12 protein-coding genes and 2 pseudogenes are annotated in these 12836 nt (G+C 43.2%); 10 read left to right on the top strand and 4 right to left on the bottom strand.

What is annotated here, in order from left to right; genetic code table 11:
* The first annotated feature begins 136 nt into the window (after nucleotides 1-136).
* The 6 genes and pseudogenes from PROVALCAL_RS09050 to PROVALCAL_RS19275 form a co-directional block, all read left to right on the top strand.
* On the top strand, nucleotides 137-1750 hold the full coding sequence (locus PROVALCAL_RS09050; protein ID WP_006658907.1) for a restriction endonuclease: 1614 nt from the start codon (nucleotides 137-139) through the stop codon (nucleotides 1748-1750).
* 477 nt (nucleotides 1751-2227) lie between these two features.
* The gene (locus PROVALCAL_RS20030; protein WP_006658906.1) at nucleotides 2228-2506 is read left to right on the top strand and encodes a hypothetical protein; all 279 of its coding nucleotides are present in this window, start codon (nucleotides 2228-2230) and stop codon (nucleotides 2504-2506) included.
* 72 nt (nucleotides 2507-2578) lie between these two features.
* A complete protein-coding gene (locus PROVALCAL_RS20025; protein ID WP_006658905.1) occupies nucleotides 2579-2983 on the top strand; it encodes a hypothetical protein in 405 nt (134 codons plus the stop codon).
* Between the two features lie 20 nt (nucleotides 2984-3003).
* The gene (locus PROVALCAL_RS20020) at nucleotides 3004-3294 is read left to right on the top strand and encodes an HNH endonuclease signature motif containing protein (RefSeq protein ID WP_006658904.1); all 291 of its coding nucleotides are present in this window, start codon (nucleotides 3004-3006) and stop codon (nucleotides 3292-3294) included.
* A gap of 291 nt (nucleotides 3295-3585) precedes the next feature.
* Nucleotides 3586-4551 carry a 23S rRNA (adenine(1618)-N(6))-methyltransferase RlmF gene (gene rlmF, locus PROVALCAL_RS09030; protein ID WP_192941391.1) on the top strand — a complete coding sequence of 322 codons (966 nt, stop codon included), beginning with the start codon at nucleotides 3586-3588 and terminating at the stop codon, nucleotides 4549-4551.
* A gap of 60 nt (nucleotides 4552-4611) precedes the next feature.
* A pseudogene (locus PROVALCAL_RS19275) lies at nucleotides 4612-4779 on the top strand (SDR family oxidoreductase); the annotation flags it as partial.
* Nucleotides 4780-4870: 91 nt separating this feature from the next.
* Here PROVALCAL_RS19275 and purN read toward each other — a convergent pair.
* Both purN and purM read right to left on the bottom strand, forming a co-directional pair.
* Nucleotides 4871-5509, bottom strand: coding sequence for a phosphoribosylglycinamide formyltransferase (purN, locus tag PROVALCAL_RS09025; RefSeq protein WP_006658902.1), 639 nt, complete (start codon nucleotides 5507-5509; stop codon nucleotides 4871-4873).
* Nucleotides 5509-6550, bottom strand: a pseudogene (gene purM, locus PROVALCAL_RS09020) (phosphoribosylformylglycinamidine cyclo-ligase). The gene purN and the pseudogene purM overlap by 1 nt, the downstream one beginning before the upstream one ends.
* Nucleotides 6551-6867: 317 nt before the next feature.
* Here purM and upp point away from each other — a divergent pair.
* From upp to hda, 3 genes are all read left to right on the top strand, one after another.
* Complete coding sequence (gene upp, locus PROVALCAL_RS09015) at nucleotides 6868-7494, top strand: uracil phosphoribosyltransferase (protein WP_006658899.1); 627 nt, start codon at nucleotides 6868-6870, stop codon at nucleotides 7492-7494.
* Nucleotides 7495-7569: 75 nt separating this feature from the next.
* Complete coding sequence (gene uraA / locus PROVALCAL_RS09010; RefSeq protein ID WP_036975617.1) at nucleotides 7570-8865, top strand: uracil permease; 1296 nt, start codon at nucleotides 7570-7572, stop codon at nucleotides 8863-8865.
* A gap of 109 nt (nucleotides 8866-8974) precedes the next feature.
* Nucleotides 8975-9697 (top strand): DnaA inactivator Hda, encoded by a 723-nt coding sequence (hda, locus tag PROVALCAL_RS09005; RefSeq protein WP_036961411.1) that lies wholly within the window; start codon nucleotides 8975-8977, stop codon nucleotides 9695-9697.
* A gap of 50 nt (nucleotides 9698-9747) precedes the next feature.
* On the opposite strand, the gene arsC is transcribed toward hda, so the two are convergent.
* Nucleotides 9748-10104, bottom strand: a complete 357-nt coding sequence (gene arsC / locus PROVALCAL_RS09000; RefSeq protein WP_006658896.1) for an arsenate reductase (glutaredoxin) — start codon at nucleotides 10102-10104, stop codon at nucleotides 9748-9750.
* Nucleotides 10105-10116: 12 nt separating this feature from the next.
* Nucleotides 10117-11583 carry a beta-barrel assembly-enhancing protease gene (gene bepA, locus PROVALCAL_RS08995; RefSeq protein WP_006661604.1) on the bottom strand — a complete coding sequence of 489 codons (1467 nt, stop codon included), beginning with the start codon at nucleotides 11581-11583 and terminating at the stop codon, nucleotides 10117-10119.
* A 143-nt stretch (nucleotides 11584-11726) separates the two neighbouring features.
* On the opposite strand from bepA, the gene PROVALCAL_RS08990 reads away from it, so the two are divergent.
* Nucleotides 11727-12812: an AI-2E family transporter gene (locus PROVALCAL_RS08990; protein WP_006658894.1), complete on the top strand. Its 1086-nt coding sequence runs from the start codon at nucleotides 11727-11729 to the stop codon at nucleotides 12810-12812.
* Nucleotides 12813-12836: the final 24 nt, after the last annotated feature.

The raw sequence follows: 12836 nt of genomic DNA, 5'->3' as shown, positions 1-12836 counted from the left end.
AGATTGCTTTTCTTAAATATTATAGATTGGCTTGACGCTAACATAAATTAAGTGCAGCTTAATTAAATGGACGGTTGCTTGAAGCAATTTCGCTTGTTAAAAATTGAACTTTCGGTTGGAGACTGTGGGAGTTAGAATGGGACGGAGATCAGGATTTGAAGGTTTTATACGAGCTACAGGCAGAGCCGTTGCAGCAGCAGAGCGTGAGCGTAAGAGAGCAGAACGTCATTATTTAGCCGAAACTCGCCGTATAGAACGCGAAATAAAACGTGATAATGCTCAGAGACTTCGCGAGCAAAAAGAAGCTGATAAGTTATCAAAAATCATGTATTTGGAAGAACGTCAAGATGAAGTTTCCGATCTAAACGCTGAGCTGAGCGAGAATATCACCGCGCTTTCTACACTTCTGGAACATACCCTCGAATTTGACGATTCAATTGATTTTTCGGTATTAAAAAAACGCCCAAAATTCGAAGACTTCAAAACCCCCAAACATCTCTTACCAGACCCTGAACCTGAGATGAAGGTCGTGAACGCTCCAGCCCTATGGATGACTATTTTCCCATGGATAAAGAACAAATATTATCGAGAATTGCAGAGTGCAGAAGAATCTTTCAATAAAAATAAGGAAGATTATTCAGTTAAACTCTTAAATCAGAAAGTTGAGCTTGACGCTTTAGTTGATGAGTATCAGACCCGAAAAACTGCTTATCTTGAAGAAATAAAAAGTCAACACGACGAAATTGACCAATTTGAGCAAGACTATCTCAACTGCGATCCTGACAGCGTGTTGACTTATTGTGAAATGGTATTAACACGGTCGGAATATCCTGAGAAGGGCTTTCCCCAAACCTTTCGGTTGGCCTATTTACCTGATAGCAAAGAGTTGGTAGTTGAATACAACTTACCTGAAATTGCAGTAGTTCCACGCGAGTTAGAATACCGATATATCAAATCAAGAGATGCTATTGATGCTAAGGCGCGAAAGATTAGCGAGATCAAAGAACTCTATCAGAACATAATCGCCGCGATCACACTCCGTACAATGCATGAGCTTTTCGAAGCTGACAAAGCATCTGCTTTAACGTCAGTTTTGTTTAACGGTGTAATCGAAACTATAGATCCTACAAGCGGACATGACACCAAAATCACATTAGTATCAGCCCGTGCTCACAAGGACGATTTCATGCAAATAAAACTGGAAAGGGTCGAAAAGAGTGCATGCCTTAAAAGTTTAGGCGCACAAGTTTCAGGACGGCCAGATGAGCTTCAAGCAGTAAAACCTATTATCGAGTTCAACATGGTTGATAAACGCTTTATTGAACAAGGCGACGCTTTATCTACCCTCGAAACACGACCAAACCTTATGGAACTTTCACCATCAGAATTTGAGGTATTAGTATCAAATCTTTTCACTCAAATGGGACTGGACACCAAACTCACTAGAGGTACAAAAGATGGGGGCGTTGATGCAGTAGCATTTGACACTCGTCCGATCCTCGGAGGCAAAGTAGTGATTCAGGCTAAAAGATATAAAGACACCGTTGGCGTCAGCTCTGTTAGAGATCTTTATGGGACAATGATGAATGAAGGGGCTAACAAAGGAATTTTGGTGTGTACAAGTCAATACGGTAAAGATGCATATCGTTTCTGCGAAGACAAACCAATCGAACTGATTGATGGCGGCGGGCTTCTTTACCTCCTAAAAGAGCATGCTGGAGTATCAGCACGTATCAATCCTAACTTTTAATTACCGTTCCAGACTTGGACTAATGCTTGTAGCGAATGTTCACGAATAGAAATTCAGCACGAGCTTTTTAGTCGAGTAATTCAAGTATTTTAGCTTAGGGTAGAAATTTCTACCCTACTTTGTATATATAATATCCTATTAAGCCTGCTACAGAACTTGCTTTAAAGTGATTATACCGTCAACATATTAATACTTTTATACCTAGAAAAAACTGTGACTGAATTTTGTTTAGCCTTTTCTCTGTGTAACAAGTAATCGCAGTGTGCTTAAGACTATAAAACACATGCCTGGCAATTTTATACGCTTTGCCGTTCTCCTGAATGCCTGTGAAACAGTGTAATCTACGTATGGAAACAGAATCTATTTGTGTAAGCATCCGCTTCTTGCATATATCTGCTTGATGAATTGTTGTGTACTTTATGTCAATGCGTCAATATTTGATGTGACTTATCTCAATATACACATCGCTGATGGAGCATGCTTTTGAATCTGAGCAAAGATGGATATCCACTGGGGCTGTTGGTTCGAGCAGTATGGGACTGTTGTGATGATCTCTATGAAAAACTCGGTCGGGCTCCATCCCGACATGAATTTAATGATGAAATTGGCAAACGAGAGCCACATCGCATAGGTATTAGCACTCATTCACGTCAGTGGGGAGAATGGGGCCGGCATCATAATTTTTCAACAGATGTTACCGATATTCCAGACATCATCCCTGAAGAAATGCTCTGTCCACAATATCTCCGAGTATAGTATGCCATAACACAACTTGGCCCTGCATCCGCTTCAAATATTGTTAAATGGCTCCGTAATAGTAATGTCCCATTGAAAGAAACAGAAATTCGCATTCAATTAGATGCATTAACTGCCAATAGCAATTCTCGGTATCGGTATCTTGGTAGTCGTAAAAATGCCCGTACAGACCAAGGTAGCCCATACGACCTGTTATTCCGTACGGGAAGATTACGCAGTACGCTATATGAACAATATGTCCAAGAACTTCATGGTATATGGGATATTGACGATGATGGCGAAACTCCAATTCGGATTATTACCCCGAAGCCATATGATCGGCTTATAGCTCAAACCAGAGATGAATTATTCACTGAATTAACTGAAATTGAAGATGATTTTCGTCAAAAGGCTTTTCGTGAGGTTATTATTCGAGAAAGACAACCAGTATTTAGACGAAAGCTCTTGGAAGCTTATGAGGGCAGATATGTGCAGTAACGGAGTGTTCGATTCAAGTATTGCTTGAAGCTGCTCATATTGTCCCTTATGCAGGAGCTTGGCATACACAAGCTCAGCATGGGCTATTACTGAAATCAGATATTCATACTCTGTTTGATCGTGGTTTACTCTGGATTGATACCAAATTGAAAATAAGAGTATCAGAACAATTAAACGGGACAGAATATGCAAAATTAGACGGTCAATTCCTTAGGTTACCAAAAGATAAAAAGAATTGCCCGTTAACAACTCATTTAATAAATCATCGGCAATATTGGATTAAAAAATTCAACGACTTTGAAAATAATTAGCTCTTGTAATGTCCGCTCCTCGCTCAAAACGGACGGTATATCTCCTTATTCATTCAAACTGCAGGTTCGTCGGCAGCATTCAGCTCTCCGGGTTACATACTGATGTATGTTCCTTGTCTATCTTTCCTTGCCACCTTTCTGCATATTGAATGACATTGGGTATAAAGAGCAGGACATTCCGGCATAAACTCTGAAGGCAGGCTTAATACGGTTTCATCCCGAGCTGTTTTGAAAGCTATAGGGTATATGGTATCGTACGCGTCAGAAATACCTTTAAAAGAGCCCTTCACGGTGGAAAAAAAGAAAACCTTCCTGCAGCAGAAAAGCGGCTTGCACCCGCGTAATCGTCATCGCTCACGCTATGATTTTCCGGCGCTGATCGCCAGTTGCCCTGCATTGGAGCCGTTCGTCAAGCCGAACGCCTGGGGCGATATCTCGGTAAATTTTGCCGATCCTGCGGCAGTTAAAATGCTCAACCGTGCGTTACTGCAACATTTTTATGGCATCGAATATTGGGACATTCCCGCCGATTATCTGTGCCCGCCAATCCCCGGGCGTGCCGACTATTTACACCATCTGGCCGACCTGCTGGCGACCAGCAACGGCGGTGAGATCCCTCGCGGTAAAGGCGTGGCGATTCTTGATGTAGGTGTTGGCGCCAACTGTATTTATCCGATTATTGGTCTGCGTGAATACGGCTGGCGTTTTACTGGTTCGGAGATTAATCCGGTATCGTTCAATACAGCCAAAATGATCGTGGAGATGAATCCGATACTGAGAAACGGCGTGCGCCTGCGTTTGCAAAAACAACCCGAATTTATTTTGAACGGGATCATCGGCGTGGCGGAGAAATTTGATGCCACCCTGTGTAATCCACCGTTCCACAGCTCTCAACAGGAAGCGCAAGCCAGCACTCGCCGCAAACTGCACAAGCTGGGTAAAGGCGAGGTAGCCGACACGCCGGTACAGAACTTTGGCGGCAAAAATAACGAGCTATGGTGTGAAGGCGGTGAAGAAGCCTTTGTGCGTAAAATGGTAGAGGAGAGCGTTAGCCTTGCGCAAAACTGCCTGTGGTTCACCTCGTTGATTTCTAAAAACACGACCTTGCCTTCGATTTATCACGCGTTGAATCTGGTGGGTGCGGTCGAAGTCCGTACCATTGAAATGGCGCAGGGGCAAAAAATCAGTCGCTTCGTGGCCTGGACTTTCCACGACGCGCAACAGCAGGCCGCCTGGGCGGAAAAACGCTGGCGTTAATTTCCCTGGTGCCGATTATTTAACCGGCACCGATAAAACTTCGCATTTCCCTTTCAATTTCTGCATGCTGATGGTGATGAGGCAGCTCGGGTTGATCGAGTTAAAGATAGCTTACCGATGAAACGTGAAGGTCAGCCAGAAGAGATTGCTCAGGTTATCGCGTGGTTGCTGTCTGATGAGGCATCTTACGTCACGGGAAGTTTTATCGATTTGGCAGGTGGGAAATAAAACGTTTATTGTGGATAGTTGGGTTTGAGTTATTCGCACAGACCTGCCAACCAAGTCTGCGCGAGTGTATTTAAATCTACCTAACAGCGTATTAATTTGCGCGATAACCCGTTGCTGGTAATGGTTGCCCATCTAATACAGCTTTGCCCTCTTGCATCATCAGCCGTTCGGAAACAAACCATTCAATGACTTGAGGATAAATCAGGTGCTCTTGCAGTTTAACGCGTTCAACCAAATCGTCTTCCGTATCTTGTGCGAAGACCGGAATATGACCTTGTAGAATAATCGGTCCGCCATCGAGCTCTTCGGTGACAAAATGCACGGAAGTACCGTGTTCTTTGTCGCCGTTTTCAAGCGCGCGTCGATGGGTATGTAGCCCTGGGTATTTAGGCAGTAAAGAAGGGTGGATATTCAGCATTTTCCCTGTGAAATGTTTCACAAAATCAGGGGTTAAAATACGCATAAACCCAGCTAAGACGACTAAATCAGGTTGGTATTGTTCGATAGTATCCAAGAGTGCTGCATCGTAGGCTTGACGGTCTGTGATTGTTTTTGAGCTCACACAAAGGGCTGGAATCCCAGCCTCTTGTGCACGAATCAGACCGTATGCATCACTTTTATTACTGATAACAGCGGCAATTTGACCATCAATTTGATGGTGTTGGCAGGCGTCAATAATCGACTGCAAATTGCTGCCACTACCTGAAATCAAAACGACGATTTTCTTCATTAGCGAATAACAACCTGCTCTTCACCCGCAGGTAATGCGCCAATTGTTCCTATCTGCCAAGCATTTTCACCTAATGCTGTTAGCAATTTTAATGCGGACTCTACTTCAGTCTGTGGCAGAGCGATGATGATGCCGACGCCGCAGTTAAATGTACGATACATTTCGTGAATGGTGACATCACCCGCTTGTTGCAGCCATTCGAATACTGCAGGCCATTCCCAGCTGTTGCCATCAATGATAGCTTGGGTGTTATCCGGTAAAACGCGAGGGATATTTTCCCAGAAGCCGCCACCTGTAATATGCGCAATGGCATGAATGTCGTTTTTAGCAATTAATTCTAAAACGTTTTTAACGTAAATGCGGGTAGGCTCTAACAAGTGGTCGGCGAGAGATTTGCCTGCTAATTGCGTGTTCTCTGGATTGGTTTTGCTGACTTCTAGAATTTTACGAACTAACGAGTAACCGTTAGAGTGAGGACCGCTTGAAGCTAAAGCGATAAGCGCATCGCCAGCACTGACTTTAGAACCATCAATAATTTCAGAGCGTTCTACTACCCCGACGCAGAAACCTGCAACATCGTAATCTTCGCCATGATACATGCCCGGCATTTCAGCAGTTTCACCACCGACTAATGCACAGCCAGACTGCTTACAACCTTCGGCAATACCAGTAATGACGCTAGCGGCAGTATCAACATCTAATTTACCAGTCGCATAGTAGTCTAAGAAAAACAGTGGCTCAGCACCTTGGACAATCAGGTCATTGACGCACATAGCGACTAAATCGATACCGATGGATTCATGACGTTTTAAATCCATCGCGAGGCGTAGTTTGGTTCCCACACCGTCAGTGCCGGATACTAAGACAGGCTCACGGTATTTTTGTGGCAGGGCACACAGTGCGCCGAACCCTCCCCAATCCTCCCATTACTTCTGGACGGCGAGTCTCTTTCACCACACCTTTGATACGTTCAACCAATGCGTTACCTGCATCAATATCAACACCGGCATCTTTATAGCTGAGAGAGGTTTTATCAGTCACTACGGCCCCCAAGGCAATTGCATTTTGGAAAAGATAACTTCATTTGCCGATATTCTATCAGGCTCCGCAAACGTTTGCGATAGCTTTCTGACTGAAATATTTGAGGCAATAAATTGTGATATCGTGATGCAAAGCGCATGAATTTATTCACGGTCTACATGCTAAAAAATATTATGTGTATACTAATTCAACAAAGAGTAAGTGATTGATGTTTATTTGACCTGAATCAAGATGATTCTAGTGGCATTGAGGGAAAAAAGCGGTATAATCCCGCGATTTTTTTGTCCGGTGACGTTTTAAAAAAGTAGGAGAAACCCATGAAGATCGTTGAGGTAAAACACCCTCTCGTTAAACATAAACTCGGCCTGATGCGAGATCATGATATAAGCACTAAGCGCTTTCGTGAACTGGCCTCAGAGGTTGGTAGCCTACTGACTTATGAAGCGACCGCTGACCTAGAAACTGAAAAAGTAACAATTGATGGTTGGTGTGGTCCTGTAGAAATTGAACAAATTAAAGGTAAAAAAATCACTGTAGTACCAATCCTGCGTGCAGGTATTGGTATGATGAACGGTGTATTGGAAAGCATCCCAAGCGCACGTATCAGTGTAGTGGGCATTTACCGTGATGAAGAAACGTTACAACCTGTCCCATATTTCCAAAAATTAGTTTCTAACATTGATGAGCGTATGGCGCTGATTGTTGACCCAATGTTAGCAACCGGTGGTTCTATGATTGCAACCATCGATCTTCTGAAAAAATCCGGTTGTAACTCAATTAAAGTTTTAGTTTTAGTTGCTGCACCAGAAGGTATTGCTGCATTAGAAGCGGCGCACCCAGATGTCGAATTGTACACGGCTTCAATTGACCAACATTTAAATGATGAAGGTTACATTGTTCCGGGTCTCGGAGATGCGGGCGATAAGATATTTGGTACTAAATAATAATGAAGCCGACTGAAGAGTCGGCTTTTTTTTGATAAAAAAAATAATATTGATGACGCAAAGAGGATGAAGAACATGACACGCCGCACGATAAGTGTTGAAGAAAGACCACCATTACTACAAACCATTCCATTAAGTTTTCAACATTTGTTTGCCATGTTTGGGGCAACGGTTATTGTTCCTATTTTATTTGGTGTGAACCCAGCGACGATTTTATTATTCAACGGGATTGGGACGCTGCTGTATTTATTTATCTGTAAAGGTAAAATTCCTGCATATTTAGGGTCGAGCTTTGCTTTTATTTCTCCTGTTTTAATCTTATTACCACTCGGTTATGAGCTAGCACTTGGCGGATTCATTATCTGCGGGGTGCTATTTTGTATTGTGGCACTGATTGTTAAGGTTGCAGGGCGTGGTTGGATCAATGTGATGTTCCCGCCTGCCGCAATGGGGGCAATTGTTGCGGTTATTGGTTTAGAATTAGCGCAAACAGCCGCTAGCATGGCAGGTTTATTGCCAAAAGATGGTGCTGTGGTTGATTCAAACACATTAATCATTTCGATTACGACATTATCAATCACTATCTTATGTGCCGTGGTTTTCCGTGGATTCTTATCCATTATCCCAATCCTAATTGGTTTCTTAGCGGGTTATGCACTCTCTTACTTTATGGGGATTGTTGACTTTACACCGGTTATCGAAGCGCCATGGTTTGCTATTCCTACATTCTATACACCGCGCTTTGAGTGGTTTGCGATTTTAACCATTTTACCAGCGGCTTTAGTGGTGATTGCAGAACATGTTGGGCACTTAGTGGTGACCGCGAATATCGTTGAGCGCGACTTAATGAAAAACCCTGGCTTACATCGTTCCATGTTCGCAAACGGTTTCTCTACCGTGTTGTCTGGTTTCTTTGGTTCAACGCCAAATACCACTTACGGCGAAAATATCGGGGTAATGGCGATCACTAAGGTATACAGTACGTGGGTCATCGGTGGCGCGGCAATTATCGCTATCTTACTCTCTTGCGTGGGCAAATTAGCCGCAGCGATTCAATTAGTGCCAGTACCTGTTATGGGTGGTGTTTCACTGTTACTGTATGGAGTGATCGGTGCATCGGGTATTCGCGTTCTGATCGACTCTAAAGTGGATTATAACAAACCACAAAACCTGATTTTAACCTCAGTGATTTTAATCATCGGTGTGAGTGGTGCGGTGATCCATATTGGACAAGCTGAACTGAAAGGTATGGCGTTGGCGACTATCGTGGGTATTTTTATGGCACTATTATTCCGCTTTATTACGTTTGTTCGCCCAGAAAAACAATTTGTGACTTCAGAAGTCAAAGTATTAGATGAAAATAAAAAATAAGTCAGAACTAAGATAAATAGATTGCCGGAGTGGCTAAAGCTCCGGCAATTAACCGTCAGGCTGTTCATCTCTTCTTGTTATTTATGATAAACTCAATGGCGTTAATTGAATTGCACAATCAGAGGCGCTTCTGAACACACCATCTCAACTCTCACTGCCACTTTATCTTCCTGATGATGAAACTTTCGCGAGTTTTTATGCAGGAGAAAATGAGGGATTACTTTCCGCGTTAAAAACGGCGATTAACCAGCCTCATGGTAGTTATATCTATTACTGGTCAAGAGAAGGGGGCGGTAAGAGTCACTTACTGCACGCTGCGTGTGCTGAATTATCCGAACAAGGAGTAGCAGTCGGCTATGTCCCTTTGGATAAACGAGCGTATTTTGTCCCTGATGTACTTGAAGGTATGGAACACCTTTCGCTTGTGTGTATTGATAATATTCAATGCATTGCGGGTGATGAAGAGTGGGAAATGGCCATATTCAATTTGTATAACCGAATATTAGAAATTGGTCGAACTTGCCTGCTGATCACCGGGGACCGCCCACCACGTCAAATCGATTTAAAACTACCTGACTTAGCTTCCCGTCTTGATTGGGGGCAAATTTATAAACTGCATCCTTTAAGTGATGAAGATAAAATCTGTGCGCTTCAATTACGTGCGAGTATTCGTGGGTTTGAATTGCCTGAGGATGTCTGTCGGTTTGTATTAAAACGGTTAGATAGAAAGATGGGCACCTTGTTTGATATCTTAAATAAGCTGGATCATGCCTCTATTGTTGCTCAGCGTAAAATGACCATTCCTTTCGTTAAAGATATTCTCAAATTATAGAAAGTTGGCAGCCAATCGACTGCCAACTTATTGTCTGCCAAATAGCCTACTTATAAAATGTCTAACACTTGTTCAGGTGGACGACCCAACTTTGCTTTTTTACCTTTGATGACAATAGGGCGCTCAATGAGTTTTGGGTTGTCATGCATAGCCTGAATTAGTTGTGCTTGCGTTAAGTTATCATCCGATAATTTTAACGCTTTGTAGATATCTTCTTTGGTGCGCATTAACTGGCGAGCATCACTGAATCCGAGCATCTTCAGGAGCTTTTCAATGTCGGCAACGGAAGGTGGAGTGGTTAAATACTCCACAACGATTGGCGTGATACCTTTTTCTTGCAATAAACTCAGTGTTTCACGGCTCTTAGAGCAGCGTGGGTTATGATAAATTTTAACTGAATCCGTCATTATTTTAGCTCCTTACGGTTTTGCGTTGCTGTCGCGCTCTTTTAATCGAGTGAGTTCATCGATTCGCGCATCAAAACGTTGTTGCTCATAGCTGCCTAAGCGGCTTCTACGGCTTGCTTCACTTAAATAGTTGATGGCGGTGTCATAATTCCCGCGTAGTGCCATGCCTTCCGCATAGGCTGCCAATTCAGCATTACGATCGCCGAGTTTCGCTGACGCTTCCGCGAGAAGATCCCAGCCAATCGGGTCATCTGGATAATCGAACGTGTATTTATTCAATAACTTCGTTGCATCTTGATACTGCCCGTTATTGACGTACGCATTTGCTAGGTTGACAATAAATACGGTATTTTTCGGTGATTTTTTCAGCGCATCTTGTAGGCGTGAAATCGCTTTGCCCTTTTGACCTTGTTCAATGTCGATATCCGTCATGGAATCGATAAACCACGGATTATCTGGTTGTTTGGCGAGTAATTCTGAAATAATCACACCAGCGTCGCTGTATTTTTTATCTTGGGATAACAGCAAGGCTTTACCATACTTAGCGGCTAATTGCTCTTGGGCATTACCCTTACTGTAATTTTCTATGATTTGGTCTAGCGCATTTCGTTGATCTGCGGGGCTGTACATAGACAAAATACGTACGCGCGCTAGCATAAAGTCTAATGAAGATGGCGCGTGTACTTTCGGATATTGGTTAGAACGGTTACGGGCATCAGCTAAACGGCTATCCGGTAGGGGGTGAGTCAGCAAAATTTCAGGTGGTTTAGACATATAGCGAGTTTGGTCTGACATGATCTGCATGAAATCAGCCATTGCATGTGGATCAAACCCTGCGCGACGTAGCGTTTGCAAACCAATACGGTCAGCTTCTTGTTCATTGGCTTGTGTAAAGCTGATCATGCCTTGCTGCATCCCTGCGAATGTGCCCGTTAATGCCGCAAAGCCCGCTTGAGGGTTAGCCATGACTAGCAGCAGGGAGCCAATGGTGCCTGCGATTGCCAGCGGTGTTGTGGCTTTTTGGTCTTCCATCATTCGCGCAAGATGGCGCTGAGTGACGTGAGAAATTTCATGCGCCATGACGGAGGCTAGTTGGCTCTCATTTTGGCTATAACGAAATAGGGCGGAGTGGAGAACAACGTTACCACCAAAATAGGCGTAAGCATTAATATTCGGGTTATTCACCAGATAAAAATGAAATGGGGTTTTGACAGAGTCAGCATGAGTGACTAAACGCTGTCCTAACTTATTAACATACTGAGTTAATAATGGGTCATAAATCAGAGGGGTACTGGCGCGTATCTGTCGAGTGATAGCATCACCCATAATAATTTCTTGGTTAATGCTGAGTGTTCCACCGGCGGTTGTGCCGATATCTGGCAAGCTGTCCTCGACAGCACTATAAGCAGGTAATACAGCACCGTGGATCAGTGCGGACATCAGTATAGCGAGCAGTGGATATTTCAATTTTTTAGTCATCATGCATATCTTCACTTATTACCTACGGAAAACGCGAATTAATTGGGTGATATGATATCAAAAGCTATCGTAAAATCTGTTATTCGGTATAATTTTCTTTAATTTAGGAACTGTCTTTGTTTTACATTCCCAGGAGCCAATGAATGTTAGAAATGTTTTTACAATGGTACCGTCGGCGCTTTGCTGACCCGCAAGCTGTTGCTTTGTTTAGTTTGCTGGTTATCGGCTTTCTGGTCATCTTTTTCTTCAGCAGTATACTGGCTCCATTGTTAGTCGCAATTGTCTTGGCGTATTTACTTGAATGGCCAACGCATTTACTTCAACGATTAGGGCTTTCCCGCGTATTAGCGGTTAGCATCATTTTGACCTTATTTGCTGGAATAAGTGCCATGGTGATCTTAATTATTGCACCGACGGCATGGCAGCAAGGCATCAACTTAGTGGCGGACTTACCCAACATGGTCAATCGCTTTAGTGAATTCGCCCGTCGATTACCTGAACAATATCCTGCGTTGGTTGATGCTGGCATTATCGATATGATGGCAGATAACGTGCGTAGCCGATTATCCGTTGTTGCGGATTCCGTGGTTAAAGCCTCGGTCGCTTCACTGATTGGTATTTTCACGCTGGCGGTGTATTTGGTTCTAGTGCCATTAATGATGTTTTTCTTATTAAAAGATAAAGAAAAAATCACAAAAAGCTTTTTAAAATTATTGCCTAAAAATCGTTTATTAGTCAGTAAAGTTTGGTTGGAAATGAACCAACAAATTACCAACTATTTGCGCGGAAAAGTCACTGAAATGGTGATTGTTGGCGTGTTTACCTATATTGGATTTGCGTATTTTGATTTGCGCTATTCCGTTCTATTATCTGTATTGGTCGGGGTTTCCGTACTGATCCCTTATATTGGCGCGGTAGTCGCTACGATTCCTGTGGTACTGGTGGCATTATTCCAGTGGGGCATTGGAACCGAATTTTGGTCTCTGTTTATTGTCTATTTGGTGATCCAAGGGTTAGACAGCAATATTGTCGTGCCACTTCTGTACTCTGAAGCGGTGAACTTGCACCCACTCGTCATCATTTTATCGGTGGTTATTTTTGGTGGACTATGGGGATTCTGGGGCGTATTTTTTGCTATCCCACTCGCAACCTTAATTAAAGCGGTAATTAATGCGTGGCCGCAAGATCTGAATGATGCTGAGATGCAAGACAAACGGGAAGAGCAGTAACGAAAAAGGGTTGCTTAATAATAA

The sequence above is a fragment of the Providencia alcalifaciens DSM 30120 genome (genome assembly GCF_000173415.1).
GTDB lineage: Bacteria > Pseudomonadota > Gammaproteobacteria > Enterobacterales > Enterobacteriaceae > Providencia > Providencia alcalifaciens.
The sequence above is the reverse complement of the archived record's forward strand: the minus strand, read 5'-3'. Positions and strand labels throughout refer to the sequence as shown.

Bases quoted from the DNA above. Each gene is read 5' to 3' on its own strand.
- PROVALCAL_RS20030 (WP_006658906.1), top strand. From the start codon at position 2,228: ATGCTTTTGAATCTGAGCAAAGATGGATATCCACTGGGGCTGTTGGTT.
- purN (WP_006658902.1), bottom strand. From the start codon at position 5,509: ATGAAGAAAATCGTCGTTTTGATTTCAGGTAGTGGCAGCAATTTGCAG.
- upp (WP_006658899.1), top strand. From the start codon at position 6,868: ATGAAGATCGTTGAGGTAAAACACCCTCTCGTTAAACATAAACTCGGC.
- arsC (WP_006658896.1), bottom strand. From the start codon at position 10,104: ATGACGGATTCAGTTAAAATTTATCATAACCCACGCTGCTCTAAGAGC.
- PROVALCAL_RS09050 (WP_006658907.1), top strand. From the start codon at position 137: ATGGGACGGAGATCAGGATTTGAAGGTTTTATACGAGCTACAGGCAGA.
- bepA (WP_006661604.1), bottom strand. From the start codon at position 11,583: ATGACTAAAAAATTGAAATATCCACTGCTCGCTATACTGATGTCCGCA.
- PROVALCAL_RS08990 (WP_006658894.1), top strand. From the start codon at position 11,727: ATGTTAGAAATGTTTTTACAATGGTACCGTCGGCGCTTTGCTGACCCG.
- uraA (WP_036975617.1), top strand. From the start codon at position 7,570: ATGACACGCCGCACGATAAGTGTTGAAGAAAGACCACCATTACTACAA.